At 70.5% G+C, this 16357-nt stretch carries 16 protein-coding genes and 4 pseudogenes; 8 read left to right on the top strand and 12 right to left on the bottom strand.

The genetic code is table 11. From position 1 onward, the window contains the following. Window positions 1-130 precede the first annotated feature (130 nt). From BN4348_RS57860 to BN4348_RS57845, 4 genes are read left to right on the top strand one after another with little or no spacing between them, the layout of a single operon-like run. Window positions 131-535, top strand: coding sequence for a DoxX family protein (locus tag BN4348_RS57860; RefSeq protein ID WP_211145794.1), 405 nt, complete (start codon window positions 131-133; stop codon window positions 533-535). After that, entirely contained in the window at window positions 532-1029 is a 498-nt protein-coding gene (locus BN4348_RS57855) for a DUF1772 domain-containing protein (RefSeq protein WP_066917582.1), read from the top strand. Before BN4348_RS57860 ends, BN4348_RS57855 begins: the two co-directional genes overlap by 4 nt. 35 nt (window positions 1030-1064) lie before the next feature. Beyond that, complete coding sequence (locus BN4348_RS57850; RefSeq protein ID WP_066917581.1) at window positions 1065-1841, top strand: site-2 protease family protein; 777 nt, start codon at window positions 1065-1067, stop codon at window positions 1839-1841. A gap of 41 nt (window positions 1842-1882) precedes the next feature. After that, complete coding sequence (locus tag BN4348_RS57845) at window positions 1883-2779, top strand: cation diffusion facilitator family transporter (protein ID WP_066917580.1); 897 nt, start codon at window positions 1883-1885, stop codon at window positions 2777-2779. Here BN4348_RS57845 and BN4348_RS57840 read toward each other — a convergent pair. After that, window positions 2773-3189 carry a DUF3151 domain-containing protein gene (locus BN4348_RS57840; protein WP_066917579.1) on the bottom strand — a complete coding sequence of 139 codons (417 nt, stop codon included), beginning with the start codon at window positions 3187-3189 and terminating at the stop codon, window positions 2773-2775. The two genes, BN4348_RS57845 and BN4348_RS57840, sit on opposite strands and share 7 nt — an antisense overlap. A gap of 47 nt (window positions 3190-3236) precedes the next feature. Here BN4348_RS57840 and BN4348_RS57835 point away from each other — a divergent pair, with 47 nt between their 5' ends. Next, window positions 3237-4091: an Rv0361 family membrane protein gene (locus tag BN4348_RS57835; protein WP_066917578.1), complete on the top strand. Its 855-nt coding sequence runs from the start codon at window positions 3237-3239 to the stop codon at window positions 4089-4091. Window positions 4092-4131: 40 nt separating this feature from the next. On the opposite strand, the gene fbaA is transcribed toward BN4348_RS57835, so the two are convergent. Next, window positions 4132-5163: a class II fructose-bisphosphate aldolase gene (fbaA, locus tag BN4348_RS57830; RefSeq protein ID WP_066917577.1), complete on the bottom strand. Its 1032-nt coding sequence runs from the start codon at window positions 5161-5163 to the stop codon at window positions 4132-4134. A 58-nt stretch (window positions 5164-5221) separates the two neighbouring features. On the opposite strand from fbaA, the gene BN4348_RS57825 reads away from it, so the two are divergent. Further along, window positions 5222-5926, top strand: coding sequence for a DedA family protein (locus BN4348_RS57825; protein WP_066917576.1), 705 nt, complete (start codon window positions 5222-5224; stop codon window positions 5924-5926). Here the strand turns inward: BN4348_RS57825 and BN4348_RS57820 are convergent. Both BN4348_RS57820 and BN4348_RS57815 read right to left on the bottom strand, forming a co-directional pair. Beyond that, complete coding sequence (locus tag BN4348_RS57820) at window positions 5885-7837, bottom strand: acetoacetate--CoA ligase (RefSeq protein WP_066917575.1); 1953 nt, start codon at window positions 7835-7837, stop codon at window positions 5885-5887. The genes BN4348_RS57825 and BN4348_RS57820 overlap by 42 nt on opposite strands. Beyond that, window positions 7834-8387, bottom strand: a pseudogene (locus BN4348_RS57815) (hypothetical protein). The gene BN4348_RS57820 and the pseudogene BN4348_RS57815 overlap by 4 nt, the downstream one beginning before the upstream one ends. A 46-nt stretch (window positions 8388-8433) precedes the next feature. Here BN4348_RS57815 and BN4348_RS57810 point away from each other — a divergent pair. Together BN4348_RS57810 and BN4348_RS57805 are read left to right on the top strand one after the other, a co-directional pair. After that, window positions 8434-8907 carry a (2Fe-2S)-binding protein gene (locus BN4348_RS57810; protein WP_066917585.1) on the top strand — a complete coding sequence of 158 codons (474 nt, stop codon included), beginning with the start codon at window positions 8434-8436 and terminating at the stop codon, window positions 8905-8907. Beyond that, window positions 8900-11011, top strand: coding sequence for a xanthine dehydrogenase family protein molybdopterin-binding subunit (locus BN4348_RS57805; RefSeq protein WP_066917573.1), 2112 nt, complete (start codon window positions 8900-8902; stop codon window positions 11009-11011). Before BN4348_RS57810 ends, BN4348_RS57805 begins: the two co-directional genes overlap by 8 nt. Here the strand turns inward: BN4348_RS57805 and BN4348_RS57800 are convergent. The 8 genes and pseudogenes from BN4348_RS57800 to BN4348_RS57765 all read right to left on the bottom strand — a co-directional run. After that, entirely contained in the window at window positions 10992-12200 is a 1209-nt protein-coding gene (locus BN4348_RS57800; protein ID WP_066917572.1) for a vWA domain-containing protein, read from the bottom strand. The genes BN4348_RS57805 and BN4348_RS57800 overlap by 20 nt on opposite strands. A gap of 5 nt (window positions 12201-12205) precedes the next feature. Then, a complete protein-coding gene (locus tag BN4348_RS57795; protein ID WP_066917571.1) occupies window positions 12206-12856 on the bottom strand; it encodes an SRPBCC family protein in 651 nt (216 codons plus the stop codon). 13 nt (window positions 12857-12869) lie between these two features. Then, window positions 12870-13751 (bottom strand): AAA family ATPase, encoded by an 882-nt coding sequence (locus BN4348_RS57790; RefSeq protein ID WP_066917569.1) that lies wholly within the window; start codon window positions 13749-13751, stop codon window positions 12870-12872. Further along, window positions 13748-14203, bottom strand: a pseudogene (locus BN4348_RS57785) (nucleotidyltransferase family protein); the annotation flags it as partial. The gene BN4348_RS57790 and the pseudogene BN4348_RS57785, both read right to left, overlap by 4 nt. Next, window positions 14202-14567: pseudogene (locus BN4348_RS57780) on the bottom strand (SRPBCC family protein); the annotation flags it as partial. The pseudogenes BN4348_RS57785 and BN4348_RS57780, both read right to left, overlap by 2 nt. Window positions 14568-14580: 13 nt before the next feature. After that, entirely contained in the window at window positions 14581-15462 is an 882-nt protein-coding gene (locus BN4348_RS57775) for an AAA family ATPase (protein ID WP_066917569.1), read from the bottom strand. Further along, complete coding sequence (locus BN4348_RS57770; protein WP_066917568.1) at window positions 15459-16034, bottom strand: nucleotidyltransferase family protein; 576 nt, start codon at window positions 16032-16034, stop codon at window positions 15459-15461. Before BN4348_RS57770 ends, BN4348_RS57775 begins: the two co-directional genes overlap by 4 nt. Further along, window positions 16031-16357 (bottom strand): annotated as a pseudogene (locus BN4348_RS57765) (XdhC family protein); the annotation flags it as partial. The pseudogene BN4348_RS57765 and the gene BN4348_RS57770, both read right to left, overlap by 4 nt.

Raw genomic sequence — 16357 nt, 5'->3', positions numbered from 1 at the left:
CACGCCCGGCGCGCCGGTCGACGTTCTACCGCCACGTCGAAGGCTGGCTGCTGGTCCGGTAGGCGATTTTCCTCGCGCGGTCACACTTTGGGCCCGCGAGGTGTCACGGTTGCGAGGAGGCTTTGCCGAAATGACACCTTCCGCTTCCGGCCGCCGCAATTGGATGTACTGGTTGGCGACGGCCGTGCTCGCCGCCGAGTGTTTCGTCGGTGGGGTGATGGGCGGGTTGCGCATGGAGCCGTTTGCGCGCGTCGTGACCCATCTCGGGTATCCCCTGTATTTCATGACCATCCTCGGCGTCTGCTATGTCTCGGCCGGCGTCGTACTTCTGGCACCCCGCTTGCCCCTGCTCAAGGAGTGGGCGTACGCGGGACTGTTGTTCATTTTCGCCGGCGCGACGGCGTCACATCTGTGGGTCGGCGATGACGCCACAACGCTGGCGGGTCCCCTCATCCTCGTGGGGCTCACCGCCGCCTCCTGGGCGTTGAGGCCGCAACGACGGCGTACCTGCGACACGAAAAGGACTCGCCCGTGAACCGAAATCCGACTTCGGGGCTGTTGGCTCTGGCCCAGCTCGGCCACGCGCAGTGGTTGTTCGGCAACATCTACGAGGCGGTCGTCAAGATCCCGGAGCGGCTTGCCTCGGCGCCCCGTGACGCGGCATCTGCCGGCGGCGGTCGCGGCTCAGCGGGGATGCTCGGTCCCGGCAGTCCGCTGCGCTACTACGCTCCCGTCGCACCGATCACGCTGGCAACCACCGCCGCGGCCGTCGGCACGGGCTGGGCAACCCGAGGCGCCAGGCCCTGGCTGGCTGTGACCGCCGGCTGCTCGGTCGCCGGCCTGGCCATCACCGGCTACTTGGTCAAAACGGTGAACTTGACGGTGATGTTCGCCGCCACGCCGCCCCCACCGGCCGAACGCGAGGCCCGCATCGGGACGTGGTATCGGCTCAACCGTTTTCGGATCGCGGCCGCGGCTGGCGCGTTGTTCGCCGCGCATCGCGCGGATCGGGCTCTCACACCTCGTTAACGGAGCGTCGACCGCACGTCCGGTAGTTTCGACCGGTGAGCTTCCCCGCCCGACAGCACGAGTCCGTGCGGCCCAGCCCGATCTTCTTGGGCCTGGTCGCGTTGACGGCGGCCGGCGCCGTGCTGGCCTGGCTGGCCGGATCGACCGTGCGGCCGCTCTCCTACGTCGGGGTGTTCACCTTCGTGATCGCGGGCTGGCTGGTGTCGCTGTGCCTGCACGAGTTCGGGCACGCGGTGACCGCCTGGCGCTTCGGCGACCACGACGTCGCCGTCCGCGGCTACCTGACGCTGGATCCGCGGCGCTACAGCCACCCCGCGCTCTCGCTCCTGCTGCCGATGGTGGTCATCCTGCTGGGCGGCATCGGGCTGCCGGGCGCCGCGGTGTACGTGCGGACCTGGTTCATGACCCCCACCCGCCGCACGCTGGTCAGCCTGGCGGGACCGGCCGCCAACCTGGTGCTGGCGGTGCTGCTGCTGGCGCTGACCCGGCTGCTGTACGACCCGGCGCACGCGGTGCTGTGGGCGGGGGTGGCGTTCCTGGGATTCCTTCAGCTGACCGCGGTGTTGCTGAACCTGCTGCCCGTTCCGGGCCTGGACGGCTACGACGCGCTGGAACCGCATCTGAGCCCGGAGACGCAGCGCGCGCTGGCCCCGGCCAAACAGTGGGGCTTTTTCGTCCTGATTTTCCTGCTCCTGGCGGCCAGCCCATGGTTCTTCGCCCTGGTGCTCTGGCTGTTCGATTTCTCCGGCGTGCCGCACTGGTTGGTGTCCGCCGGCAACCAGCTGACCCGGTTCTGGAGCCGCTGGGTCTGACGGTTGCAATATATGCGCCATTGCGCATATATTGTTGGGCAATGGGCGCCGGCCACAATCACACCCCCGCCGAGGGCGACTCGTCCCGGATGATCCCGCGGATGGTCGTCGCCGCGGCGATCCTGGCGGCGTTCTTCCTCATCGAGTTGACCACCTCGCTGCTGATCAACTCGATCGCGCTGCTGGCCGACGCCGGGCACATGCTGACCGACGTCGTCGCGGTGTTCATGGGGCTGGCCGCGGTGACCCTGGCGCGGCGCGGCAGCACGTCGCCCGCGCGCACCTACGGGTGGCATCGCGCGGAGGTGTTCACCGCGGTCGCCAACGCCGGGCTGCTGATCGGGGTGGCCCTGTTCATCCTGTGGGAGGCGATCCAGCGGCTCAAGGAGACCCCGTCGATCCCCGGCGTGCCGATGATCGTCGTCGCGCTGGCCGGCCTGCTGGCCAACCTGGTGGTCGCGCTGCTGCTGCGGTCGCATTCGGCGCAGAGCCTGGCGGTCAAGGGCGCCTACATGGAGGTGGTCGCCGACAGCGTCGGCAGCCTGGGCGTGTTGATCGCCGGCGTGGTCACCGTCACCACGCGCTGGCCGTACGCCGACGTCGTGGTCGCGGTGCTGGTCGCGCTGTGGGTGCTGCCCCGGGCCATCTCGCTGGCCCGCGACGCGCTGCGCATCCTGTCCGAGGCCTCGCCGACCCACATCGACGTCGAGGAACTGCGCGGCGCGCTCGGCGCCGTCGACGGCGTGACCGAGGTGCACGACCTGCACGTGTGGACGCTCTCGCCGGGCAAGGACATGTGCACCGCGCACCTCACCAGCGACGGCGACTCGGCCCGGGTGCTGCGGGACGCGCGCGCGGTGCTGTCGGAGCGCGGCCTGGACCACGCGACCGTCCAGATCGAGTGCGCGGGCGGCGCCGAGTGCTCTGAGAGCTACTGAAGCCCCAGCGCCGCGCGGGCAGCGGGGTCGCAGTCGTCGAGCAGGTCCAGGCAGCGCTGGTATTCGTCGGTCTCGCCGATGCTGTCGGCGGCCTTCGCCAGCGCCGCCACGCACCGCAGGAAGCCCCGGTTGGGCTCGTGCGCATACGGCACCGGCCCGAAGCCCTTCCAGCCGTTGCGCCGCAGCTGGTCCAGGCCGCGGTGGTACCCCGTGCGGGCGTAGGCGTAGGCGGTGACGGCCTTGTCTTCGGCCAGCGCCTCCTCGGCGAGCGCCGCCCAGGCCACCGACGCCGACGGGTGCGCGGCGGCGACGGAGCTCGGGTTTTCGTCGGCGAGCAGCTCCGCTTCGGCGTCGCTATCGCCGGGCAGCAGGATCGGATCAGGTCCGAGAAGATCTCCCATGGACGTCATGGTGTCTATTTTGCCGTCCCCCCGGCGCGGGTCGCTAAGCTCCTTGCATGCCCAATCCACCCGAACCCGACCGCGGCGGCGCGCCGAGGCGGCCCGGGTTCGATCCACGCGACTCGCGCAACGAGCCGGGTGCCGACGCGCCCGGGGGCGAGGGAGCCGAGGGCCAGCCGCTGGTGCCCAACGATCCCGAGACCGAGACCGTGGTGATCAACAAACCCGATCAGGGCAACGATCCCGGCGCGGATCCGGACGGTGCGCAACGCGAACGTCGTTTCACCGCACCGGGATTCGACGCGAAGGAAACTCAGGTCATCGCGACTTCCGCCGAGCCCGCCACGGAGGTGTTTGCGTCGTCGCCGGCGCCCGAGGGACCGCCGCCGCAGCCGGGCGTCCCCCCGAAAGCCGCTGTGCCGCAGTCTATTCCACCCCGGTTGGGGGCCAAGCTGCGCACGACGCGGCAATTCAACTGGGGCTGGGTGCTGGCGTTGGTGGTGGTCGTGCTGGCGCTGGCGGCGATCGCGATCCTGGGCACCGTGCTGCTGACCCGCAGCAAGCACTCGAAAGTCTCTGAGGAAGAGCAGGTTCGGCACACCATCCAGCAGTACGACGTCGCGGTGCAACGGGGCGATCTGACCGCGCTGCGCACCATCACCTGCGGGAACGCCCGCGACGGGTATGTCGATTACGACGAACACGCCTGGCAGGAGACCTACCAGCGGGTGTCGGCGGCCAAGCAGTATCCGGTGATCGCCAGCATCGATCAGGTCGTCGTCAACGGCCAGCACGCCGAGGCGAACATCACCACGTTCATGGCCTACGACCCGTCGCTGCGTTCGACGCGCAGCCTCGACCTGCAGTACCGCGACGACCGCTGGAAGATCTGCCAGTCCCCCAGCGGCTAGCGTCTGCCGAGTGTGCGGCCGGCCGCACACTGGGCGATGCTCAGCCCAGGGACTTTCCGGCGCAGTGCAGGTCGTTGCAGGCCTCCACGACCCGCTGGGTCATGCCGGCCTCGGCCACCTTGAGGTACGTGCGCGGGTCGTAGGCCTTCTTGATGCCCACCTCGCCGTCGACCTTGAGCACGCCGTCGTAGTTGGTGAACATGTGACCGGCGATCGGGCGGGTGAACGCGTACTGGGTGTCGGTGTCGACGTTCATCTTCACCACGCCGTAGCGCAGCGCCTCCTCGATCTCCGACTTCAGCGAGCCCGAACCGCCGTGGAACACGAAGTCGAACGGCTTGGAACCGTCCGGCAGGCCCAGCTTGGCCGACGCCACCTGCTGCCCCTGGGCCAGAATGTCGGGGCGCAGCTTGACGTTGCCGGGCTTGTAGACGCCGTGCACGTTGCCGAACGTCGCGGCCAGCAGGTACCTGCCGTGCTCGCCGTGGCCCAGCGCGTCGATCGTCTTCTCGAAGTCCTCGGGCGTGGTGTAGAGCTTGTCGTTGATCTCGTTGGCGACGCCGTCCTCCTCGCCGCCCACCACACCGATCTCGATCTCCAGGACGATCTTGGCCGCCGCCGCCTCCTTGAGCAGCTCCTGCGCGATCACCAGGTTCTCGTCGATCGGCACCGCCGAGCCGTCCCACATGTGGGACTGGAACAGGGGATCGCCGCCCGCGCTCACGCGTCGGGCCGAGATCGCCAGCAGTGGGCGCACGTAGCTGTCGAGTTTGTCCTTGGGGCAGTGGTCGGTGTGCAGCGCGACGTTGACCGGGTATTTGGCCGCGACGACGCGGGTGAACTCCGCCAGCGCGACGGCGCCGGTCACCATGTCCTTGACCCCGAGGCCGGACGCGAATTCCGCACCGCCGGTGGAGAATTGGATGATGCCGTCACTGCTGGCGTCGGCGAAGCCCTCGATCGCGGCGTTGACCGTTTCCGAAGAGGTGCAGTTGATGGCGGGGAAGGCGTAGGAGTTCTCCTTGGCCCGGCCCAGCATCTCGGCGTAAATCTCGGGGGTCGCGATGGGCATGGGCTCCTCCTGGCGGCTAGGCCCATCCAGTATCGCAACAAAGGTATGTTGAAGCATCGTGAGCACCACCGTGACGGCCTTGCCGGACATCCTCGACCCGATGTACTGGCTGGGCGCGGGTGGCGTCTTCGGATCGGCGGTGCTGCCCGGCATCCTGGTCATCGTCTTCATCGAGACCGGGCTGCTGTTTCCGCTGCTCCCGGGCGAATCGCTGCTGTTCACCGGCGGGCTGCTGGCCGCGCACCCCAACCCGCCCGCGAGCATCTGGGTGCTGGCCCCGTCCGTCGCGGTGGTCGCGATCCTGGGCGATCAGACGGGGTACTTCATCGGGCGAAGGATCGGTCCGGCGCTGTTCAAGAAGGAAGACTCCCGCTTTTTCAAGAAGCACTACGTGACGGAGTCCCACGCCTTCTTCGAGAAGTACGGGCCCTGGGCCGTCATCCTGGCCCGGTTCGCGCCGTTCGTGCGGACGTTTGTCCCGCCGGTGGCCGGGGTGTCGTACATGCGCTACCCGGTGTTCCTCGGGTTCGACATCGTCGGCGGCATCCTCTGGGGCGGCGGTGTGACGCTGGCGGGCTACTTCCTGGGCACCGTGCCGTTCGTGCACCAGAACCTGGAAAAGATCATCCTGGGCATCCTGTTCGTGTCGCTGATCCCGGCGTTCATCGCCGCCTGGCGCGCCTACCGGGGGCGCCGCCGCTCGGCCGGGCAGGAGACCGACTCAGGACACCCGACTTCTGCGGTACGCAACGAAAGCGTCTAGCAGGTCCGGCCTGTCGATCGAACTCTGCTGCACGGCCTCGTCCGGCGCGGCCCCGAGCAGGATGCGCTTGATCGGGATCTCCAGCCGCTTGCCGGTCAGCGTTCGCGGTATGCCGGGGACATCCAGGATGTCGTCGGGCACGTGTCGCGGCGAGGCATGCTGACGGATCTCGCCGACGATTCTGGACCGCAGCGCGTCGTCGAATTCCGCACCGTCGGCCAGGTGCACGAAAAGTGGCATCCAATAGCCGCCGTCGTCCTGCTCGACGCCGACCACCAGGCAGTCCTGCACCTCGGGCATGCGTTCGACCGCCGTGTAGATCTCCGCGCTGCCCATCCGCACGCCCATCCGGTTCAGGGTGGCGTCCGAACGGCCGTGCACCACAACCGATCCCCGCTCGCTGATGGTGATCCAGTCCCCGTGGCACCACACGCCCGGATACTTGTCGAAGTAGGCGGCGCGGTAACGGCTGCCGTCGTCGTCGTTCCAGAAGGACACGGGCATCGACGGCATCGGCTTGGTCACCACCAGCTCGCCCTCCTCCCCGATGACGGGGTGGGCGCGGCCCTTCCACGCCTCGATGGCCGCGCCCAGGCACAGGCACGACAGCTCGCCGGCCACCACGGGCAGGATCGAGCAACCGCCGATGAAGGCCGTGCACACGTCGGTGCCGCCGCTCATCGAGATCACCGGAACCGCGCGACCGAGTCCCTGTTGCACCCAACGGAATCCGGACGCCGGCAGCGGCGACCCGGTGGATCCCACCGCGCGCAGGCCGTCCAGCGGGTACGACGCGCCGGGCTTCAATTCCTTTTTGGCACAAGCCAATAGGTAGCCCGCTCCGGCGCCGAGCACCGTGACGCCGGCGTCGGCGGCCACGCGCCACAGTCCATCGGTCTCCGGATGCGTCGGGCTGCCGTCGTAGAGCACGATCGTGGCGCCGACCATCAGGCCGGACACCAGGAAGTTCCACATCATCCAGCTGGTCGACGAGTACCACAGGAAGCGGTCGCCGGGGTACAGCTCGAACTGCAGCGTCAGGTACTTCAGGTGCTCCAGCACGACGCCGCCGTGACCGTGCACGATGCCCTTCGGCTTCCCGGTCGTTCCCGACGAGAACATCACCCACAGCGGGTGGGCGAACGGGACCGGCGTGATGTCGAGGGCGGCGTCCGCCCGCACGGCCGTGGCCCACGCCACGGTGTCGCCGTCGATGTCGAGCCCGAGCCGCGGCACCACCACGGTGGCCTTCAGCGTCGGCATCGCACGCCGGATCGTGGCCAGCTCCGCCCGCCGGTCGATGCGCTTGCCCGCATACACCGAGCCGTCGGTGGCCACCAGCACGGCCGGGTCCACCTGACCCAGCCGGGCGATCACGCCGTCGACCGACACGTCCTGATTGCACACCGCCCAGATCGCGCCCACGCTGGCGGCGGCCAGGGCGGCGACGACGGCTTCGGCGACGTTGGGCAGGTACCCGACGACGGCGTCGCCGGGCTTGACGCCGAGGTTGCGCAGGTAGGCCGCGAACGCCGCCGTCTCGCGCTGCAGCCTCGCCCAGGACCACTCGGTGGATCCGTCCTCGCCGACGGCGAGCAGCGCCGGGCGCTCGTCGGTGGCGTGGCGAAAGACCTCGGTGGCGTAGTTGAGCGTGGCACCCGGGAACCATTCGGCGCCCGGCATGGAACGCTCGCCGAGCACAGCGCGCGGCGGGCTGTCCGACCGAATGTCGAAGTAGGTCCAGACGGCGTCCCAGAACCAGTCGATGTCGTCCACCGACTTTGCCCACAGGCCTTGGTAGTCGGCGTACTCGCCGCGCTCGGTCTCGGCCAGCCACGCCATGAAGCGGGTGAGGTTGGCGCCGGCAAGCGTTGCCTCGTCGGGGATCCAGCCGCCGCTGAGTTCGCTCATGTCTCGCTCACGGCGGTGACGTTACAGGCGGCCTCCATCAGCATCCAGCCCGATAGCTGAACCGACAGATCCCGCTCGGCGATCTCGGAGGCGTTGACCGCGCCCTCGACGAATTGCGCCTCCTCGCCACCCTCCTTCGGCAGCTCGGCGTCGCGGTCCCAGAACGCGCCGAACAGCGGCAGCCCGTCCACCGTTTGCCGGTAGTCCCAGGCCGATTTCGCCGACGAGAGCACGATGGTGCGGGCGGTGTCGCGGGCCACGGCGTCGTCGGCGGAGTCGCCCGGCAGGGTGGTGGCGACCAGCGCGAGGTAGCGGGCGGTGATGCCGCCGANCGGTGCGGCTGCGGGTCGCGCAGCTGCGCGTCGACCAGGCAATCCAGCAGGTGCGCCTGCCACCAGTAATGCCAGGTGCCGAACAGCCGTTCGCGCCGCGTCGCCGGCCAGGCCACCACCCCCAGCTGGGTTCCCGGCAGCGCCCACAGCCGCTTCAGGTGTCGCTGCGCGACAGCGGCTTCGGAGCTGGCCGCCCGGTTGGCCCATAGCTGGTCCATACCGCTCGATCCTGCCCTAGCGTGGCGCCGGAGCATGCTGGAGCCCATGGGAGATCTGACCGTCAACGGGCGGCGCCACGAGGTCGATGCCGACGACGACACACCCCTGCTGTACGTGCTGCGCAACCGCCTGGGCTTGAAGGGCACCCGGTTCGGCTGCGGGGTGGGGTTGTGCGGGGCGTGTTTCGTGCTCGCCGACGGCCGTCCGGTGTACTCCTGCGACACCCCGTTGTGGGCGGTGGCCGGCAAGTCGATCCGCACCGTCGAGGGCCTGGGCGACGGCGGGGCGCCGCACCCGGTGGTGGGCGCGCTGGTGGCCGGGCAGGCGGCGCAGTGCGGGTACTGCATGTCGGGGATCGTGGTGGCCGCGGCGGCCCTGCTGGCCGACAACCCCGACCCGACGGAGGACGAGGTCCGCACCGCCCTGGACCCCAACCTGTGTCGGTGCGGCTCGCACAACCGCGTGGTCGCGGCGGTGCTGAGCGCCGGCGCCGAGCTGCGGCGGTCCGCCGGTGCGTGACCTGCCTGAGTCGCTGGTAGCCAATCCCGTTCTGGGCGAATGGGTTCGGATCGGCTCGGACGGTGTCGTGGAGGTGCGCTCGGGCAAGGTGGAGCTGGGCCAGGGCGTGCTGACGGCGCTGGCGCAGATCGCCGCCGAGGAGCTCGACGTGGGCGTCGCGCGCGTGCGGATGATCGCCGCGTCGACCGATCGCAGCCCCGACGAGGGCTTCACCGCCGGCAGCCGGTCCATCCAGCAGTCGGGGGCGGCGCTGCGCCAGGCGTGCGCCGAGGTGCGGGCGATCTATCTCGACGCGGCGGCGGCCAAGCTGACCGTCGCGCCCGACGAGCTGGACGTCGTCGACGGCGAATTCAGTGGCCCGCACGGCTTGGCCACCAGCTATTGGGAACTCGCGGACGATTCGCTGTTGGACCGCGCGGCGACCGGGGAGGCGACGCCCAAGCCCGAGTCGGACTACGCGGTCGTCGGCACCGACGTCGCGCGGGTGGACCTGCCCGACAAGCTGACTGGGCGGCCGCGCTACCTGCACGACCTCGTTTTGGGCGGGCAGCTGTACGGCCGCGTTGTTCGCCCGCCGTCGCGGGGGGCGGCCCTGCGCGGCCTCGACACCGCCCCGACCCTGGCGCTGCCGGGGGTGGTCACCGTGGTGCGCGACGGCGAGTTCCTGGGCGTGATCGCCGAACGGGAGGAGGTCGCGGTGCGCGCGGCCGAGCGGCTGCGCGGTGACGCCACCTGGGACAGGCGGCCGACGCTGCCCGAGGAGGACGACCTGCCGGCGTTTCTCCTGTCGGCGGCGGCCGAGACGTCGGAGCTGGCGTCCAAAGACGCTGGGGCCGTGTCTGGTTCGACGCGGTCGCATTCGGCCCGCTACCACCGCCCGTACCTGGCGCACGCCTCGATCGGCCCGTCGGCCGCGGAGGCGCTCGCGCACCCCGACGGCCGTCTGGAGGTCTGGTCACACAGCCAGGGCGTCCACGTGCTGCGGCGCGAGCTGGGCGCGGCGCTGGGCCTGCCGGTCGATTCGGTGGTGGTGCGCCACGTCGAGGGGGCCGGGTGCTATGGACACAACGGCGCCGACGACGCCGCCATGGACGCCGCGGTGCTGGCGCGGGCGGTGCCGGGGCGGCCGGTGCACCTGGTCTGGTCGCGCGCCGACGAATTGGTTTGGGCGCCTTTGGGTCCCGCCGCGGTCGTCCAGATCGCCGCCGACTGCCGCGACGACGGCGCCGTCGTCGACTGGCGCCACGAGATCTGGAGCGGCAGCTACATGGGCCGTCCCGGCACGACGCCGACGTCGGCGTTCCTGGCGGCAAGCGAGCGCGCCGGTGGCGAGCCGATCCGCGCCGGCGGCGAGCCGCCGGTCGAGTGGGGAGGCGGCACGGGCCGCAATTCGGTTCCGGGCTACGACTTTCCGTCCTATCGGGTGATCAACCACCTGTTGACCGAGATGCCGCTGCGCACCTCGGCGCTGCGTTCGCTGGGCGCGTTCATCAACGTCTTTGCGGCGGAGTCGTTCATGGACGAGTTGGCGGCGGCGGCAGGCCGCGACCCCGTCGAGTTCCGGTTGGCGCACCTGTCGGACGAGCGCGGGCGCGCGGTGTTGCGGGCGGCGGCGGAGCGGGCCGGCTGGGGGAAATGGACGCGGCGGGACGCCGATGGCCACGGCATCGGGTATGCGCGCTACAAGAACTCGGCCGCCTACTGCGCGGTCGTCGCCGAGGTCGAGGCGGTCGAGGAGGTGCGGGTGCGCCGGCTGGTCATCGCGGTGGATGCCGGGCTGGTCATCAATCCCGACGGCGCGGCCAACCAGATCGAGGGCGGCGCCGTGCAGGCCACCAGCTGGACGGTCAAGGAGCGGGTTCGCTTCGACGGCTTCACCGTCACCAGCGACACCTGGGCGACCTACCCGATCCTGCGCTTCTCCGAGGTGCCGGCGGTCGACGTCGAATTCCTGGCCGGGCAGGGTAATCCACCGTTGGGAATCGGCGAGTGCGCCCAGGGACCGACGGCCGCCGCAATCGCCAACGCCGTTTGTGACGCGCTTGGCGTTCGGGTGCGCTCGCTGCCGCTGACGCCCGAGCAGCTCATCGCGGCGATGGATTAGCCAGCGCGACCAGCAGTTCGCGCAACCCGGCCAGCGAGTGCGCCGGCAGGAACAGGTCGCAATAGGGCAGCGCCGCCGCCATCGACCCGGCCAGTGGCCGGAAATCGCCCTGCGCCGCACGCGGATTCAGCCAGATCAGCAGCGCGGCGCGGCGGCGCAGCCTCGCCATCGCGTGGGCGAGCACCTCGGGCGGATCGGCGTCCCAGCCGTCGGAGGCGATGATCACCACCGCGCCGCGCAGCGTGTTGCCGTGGGGTGGGGCCAGCAAGGCGCCGAGGCTGCGCCCGATGAACGTGCCGCCGTAGCGGTCCGTGACCTTCGCGTTGGCTTTCTGCAACGCCACCTCCGCCGAGCGGTGCGAGAGCACCGACGTGAGCCGGGTCAGCGACGTCGAGAACGCGAAGACCTCCGGTCGCAGGCCGTGCCGGCGCAGCGCGGCGGCACGCATCAGATGCAGATACACCGTGGCGTACGGCTGCATCGAGCGGCTCACGTCACAGGCCAGGACCACCCGACGGGGCCGGCGCCGGGGCCGCGTACGCGCCAATTTCAGTGCTTCCCAGCCGGTTTCGCGCGAGGCGCTCATCGTTGCGCGCAGGTCGATGCGTTTGCCGCCCGCGCTGGCCTCGAACCGCATGCTGCGCCGCCGCGGCCAGCGCGCGACGGTGGCCTCCAGCCAGGAGCCGAGCAGGCGGAGGTCTTGCGCGTCGAAGCGGTCGAACGGCTCGTCGGCGCGCGCGGCGATCCGGCTGGGCAGCAGATCGGGCAGCAGGACGCTCGTGTCCTCGGCTGCGTCCCGGACGGTGGACGCGCGGGTGGCCCAGGGTAGTTGCTGAGCGGCGGCGTTCGGCGGGCCCCCGGTGGAGCGCACCGTGCCGGCCGCGGGCGTCTTGGGACCGGGCAGGGGCAGGGCAGGCTCGGCGCGCATTGCGCCGTCGGGCCGGCCGGCGCCGAACGCCGCCGCGAAGACCGCGTCGAAGGCGCCGAGGTCGTCCACCCGGTTGACCAGGGTCAGCCGCGCGGCCCAGTACAGCGCCGACGTGGTGTCCGGCACCAGCTGCCGCAGCGCCTGCACGAAGCCGGCCTGGCCGTTGGCGGACACCTGCACCCCCGCGCCACGCAGGCGCGCCACCAGGGCGGCGGCGAACGCCGCCAGGTCGACGCCGCGCAACAGCAGTGGGGTGCCCACAAGCGCTAGCGCCTCCGGCGCAGCACCCAGATCAGCACCAGCACGGCGAGCACCGCGGCCGCCGCCGCGCCGTACTTCTTGAGCTGGTCGCCGCCGGCCAGGTCGAGCAGGTCGATGGGTGCGGGCTCGGGGGCCGCGTGGCGCGGTCCGGGGCCGGATTCGGCCGTTGTCGACGCCGCGGGGCTCGCCAGGGCCCCCGACGTCTGGGCGTTCTGGGCGGCCAGCTCGGCCTCCAGCGATTCCACGAACTGGCCGAGCAGCTTCTCCGAAACCTGTTGCAGCATGCCGCTGCCGAACTGGGCGAGCTTGCCGACGATTTTCAGATCGGTGTCGACGGTGACGCTGGTGCGGTCCCCGTCCGCCTGCAATTGGGCGGTGACCGTGGCGGCCGCGTTGCCGGTGCCCCGCGATTCCTTGCCCTTGCCGTCGATGACCGCGCGGTGCTGGTCACGGTCCAGCTCGACGAAGCGCACCTTGCCGCTGAACTCGCTGGTCACCGGCCCGACCTTGACCTTGACCTTGCCCAGGTAGTCGTCGCCCTCGTGTCCGGTCAGCTGGGCTCCGGGCATCAGCGGGATCACCTGCTCCAGGTCGCACAGCACGTCCCAGGCCTGCTCGATGGGCGCGCTGACGGTGAACTGGTTGGCGATCTTCATGCGGTGGATCCTCTCAGGTACGGCTGTATTCGGTAAACGCGTCGCGAATCAGAGTACGGTCGTCCGGCGTCTTGGCCAGCGCCCCCAGGCTGGTCAGCGCGGAGGCATCGGTTTGTTCCGACACCAGGTCGGCGACGCCGAGCGACACCAGCGCGGCGACCCAGTCGATCGTCTCGGCGACACCGGGCGGCTTGTCCAGGTCGAGACCGCGGACGCGGCCGACGAACTGCGTCGCGTGCTCGATCAGCGGCGCCGTCGCGCCGGGCACCGTGCGGCGGACGATCGCGGCGGCCCGGGCGGGCTCGGGGTAGTCGATCCAGTGATACAGGCAGCGGCGGCGCAGCGCGTCATGCAGGTCGCGGCTGCGGTTGGAGGTCAGCACCGCGATCGGGGGCCGCTCGGCGACGAAGGTGCCCAGCTCGGGCACGGTGACCGCGGATTCCCCGAGGAATTCCAGCAGCAGCGCCTCGAATTCGTCGTCGGCGCGGTCGATTTCGTCGATGAGCAGCACCGGTGGGGTGGGGCCGCGATGCCGCACGCACCGCAGGATGGGCCGATCGACCAGGTACTGCTCGGTGTAGAGGTCCGCTTCTTCGATCCCGGTACCGCGGGCCTCGGCCAGCCTGATGGACAGCAGCTGGCGCTGGTAATTCCAGTCGTACAGCGCCTCGCTGGCGGTCAGCCCCTCGTAGCACTGCAGCCGCACCAGCTCGGTATCCAGCACCGCCGCCAGGGTTTTCGCCGCTTCGGTCTTGCCGACCCCGGGCTCGCCCTCCAGCAGCAGCGGGCGGCCGAGCGTGACCGCCAAGTAGATCGCCGACGCTGTTCCCGTGTCCAGCAGGTAGTCGTGTGCGTCGAAGCGGGCGACGACGTCGTCGACGTGGCTGAACGTCATGACGTCACCAGCCGGTGGTAGTCGTCCCAGGTGTCGACGTCGGGCGGGATGCTGCCGCCGACCGCGAGCTCGCGGACAAGGTGCCGGCCCGATTCCACGATCTTCCACACCGCCTTGTCGCCATGCAGTTCCCGCAGTTCGCCGAACACGCTGCGGCCCAACCAGAGCGGGTGCCCGATGCCGTCGTCGTAGCGGCACACCGCGATGTCGGCGCCCGGCCCCTCATCGATCATTCGCCGCAGCGTGGCAGGCTGCACGCCGGGCTGATCGCCCAGCATCAGCACGATCCCGTCGGCCCGCGCGTCCACCCGGTCCAGCGCGGCCCGCAGGGAGGCCGCGCACCCGGTGCCGGGCTCAGCGACCGTCACCACGTCGATTCGGTTCAGCGGCAACGTGTCCCGCACCGCCTGCGCCGCACCGCCGAGCGTGACGATGAGCTGGTCGAACCNTGCCGAACTGGGCGAGCTTGCCGACGATTTTCAGATCGGTGTCGACGGTGACGCTGGTGCGGTCCCCGTCCGCCTGCAATTGGGCGGTGACCGTGGCGGCCGCGTTGCCGGTGCCCCGCGATTCCTTGCCCTTGCCGTCGATGACCGCGCGGTGCTGGTCACGGTCCAGCTCGACGAAGCGCACCTTGCCGCTGAACTCGCTGGTCACCGGCCCGACCTTGACCTTGACCTTGCCCAGGTAGTCGTCGCCCTCGTGTCCGGTCAGCTGGGCTCCGGGCATCAGCGGGATCACCTGCTCCAGGTCGCACAGCACGTCCCAGGCCTGCTCGATGGGCGCGCTGACGGTGAACTGGTTGGCGATCTTCATGCGGTGGATCCTCTCAGGTACGGCTGTATTCGGTAAACGCGTCGCGAATCAGAGTACGGTCGTCCGGCGTCTTGGCCAGCGCCCCCAGGCTGGTCAGCGCGGAGGCATCGGTTTGTTCCGACACCAGGTCGGCGACGCCGAGCGACACCAGCGCGGCGACCCAGTCGATCGTCTCGGCGACACCGGGCGGCTTGTCCAGGTCGAGACCGCGGACGCGGCCGACGAACTGCGTCGCGTGCTCGATCAGCGGCGCCGTCGCGCCGGGCACCGTGCGGCGGACGATCGCGGCGGCCCGGGCGGGCTCGGGGTAGTCGATCCAGTGATACAGGCAGCGGCGGCGCAGCGCGTCATGCAGGTCGCGGCTGCGGTTGGAGGTCAGCACCGCGATCGGGGGCCGCTCGGCGACGAAGGTGCCCAGCTCGGGCACGGTGACCGCGGATTCCCCGAGGAATTCCAGCAGCAGCGCCTCGAATTCGTCGTCGGCGCGGTCGATTTCGTCGATGAGCAGCACCGGTGGGGTGGGGCCGCGATGCCGCACGCACCGCAGGATGGGCCGATCGACCAGGTACTGCTCGGTGTAGAGGTCCGCTTCTTCGATCCCGGTACCGCGGGCCTCGGCCAGCCTGATGGACAGCAGCTGGCGCTGGTAATTCCAGTCGTACAGCGCCTCGCTGGCGGTCAGCCCCTCGTAGCACTGCAGCCGCACCAGCTCGGTATCCAGCACCGCCGCCAGGGTTTTCGCCGCTTCGGTCTTGCCGACCCCGGGCTCGCCCTCCAGCAGCAGCGGGCGGCCGAGCGTGACCGCCAAGTAGATCGCCGACGCTGTTCCCGTGTCCAGCAGGTAGTCGTGTGCGTCGAAGCGGGCGACGACGTCGTCGACGTGGCTGAACGTCATGACGTCACCAGCCGGTGGTAGTCGTCCCAGGTGTCGACGTCGGGCGGGATGCTGCCGCCGACCGCGAGCTCGCGGACAAGGTGCCGGCCCGATTCCACGATCTTCCACACCGCCTTGTCGCCATGCAGTTCCCGCAGTTCGCCGAACACGCTGCGGCCCAACCAGAGCGGGTGCCCGATGCCGTCGTCGTAGCGGCACACCGCGATGTCGGCGCCCGGCCCCTCATCGATCATTCGCCGCAGCGTGGCAGGCTGCACGCCGGGCTGATCGCCCAGCATCAGCACGATCCCGTCGGCCCGCGCGTCCACCCGGTCCAGCGCGGCCCGCAGGGAGGCCGCGCACCCGGTGCCGGGCTCAGCGACCGTCACCACGTCGATTCGGTTCAGCGGCAACGTGTCCCGCACCGCCTGCGCCGCACCGCCGAGCGTGACGATGAGCTGGTCGAACCCCGCTCCGCGGGCGACCCCGAGGGTAGCCCCCAGCAGGGTGGTATCGCGGTACGGCAGAAGCTGTTTGGGGGTGCCGAGCCTGCGCGAACTTCCGGCCGCCAGCACGACACCGGTGACGGTCATACGCCAGCTTTCCCGGCGGCGAACGCCGCGCGGCAGCCGGGGCCGCAGAACCAGTAATCCGCGCCGGCCAGCCGCAGGTGCTCGGTGCCGGGCTCGACGGTCACCGTCATGCCACACACCGGATCGACCGCCCCGGCGGCGGGGGGCTGCGACGCGACGGCGCGGCACAGGTTGCCGCCCCGGACACCGGCGACCAGCTCGGCGGCGATGGAGACCGCGATCTCGGCGGGGGTCTTGGCCCCGATGGCAAGGCCGACCGGGGGGGGCACCCGGGCCCGCTCGGCGTCGGAAAGGGCGAGTTGGCCGAGGATGGCCGCGCCGCG

Origin of the sequence: Mycobacterium interjectum (assembly GCF_900078675.2) — a bacterium.
GTDB classification, from domain to species: domain Bacteria; phylum Actinomycetota; class Actinomycetes; order Mycobacteriales; family Mycobacteriaceae; genus Mycobacterium; species Mycobacterium interjectum.
This window is presented reverse-complemented; position numbering and strand designations above follow the sequence as displayed.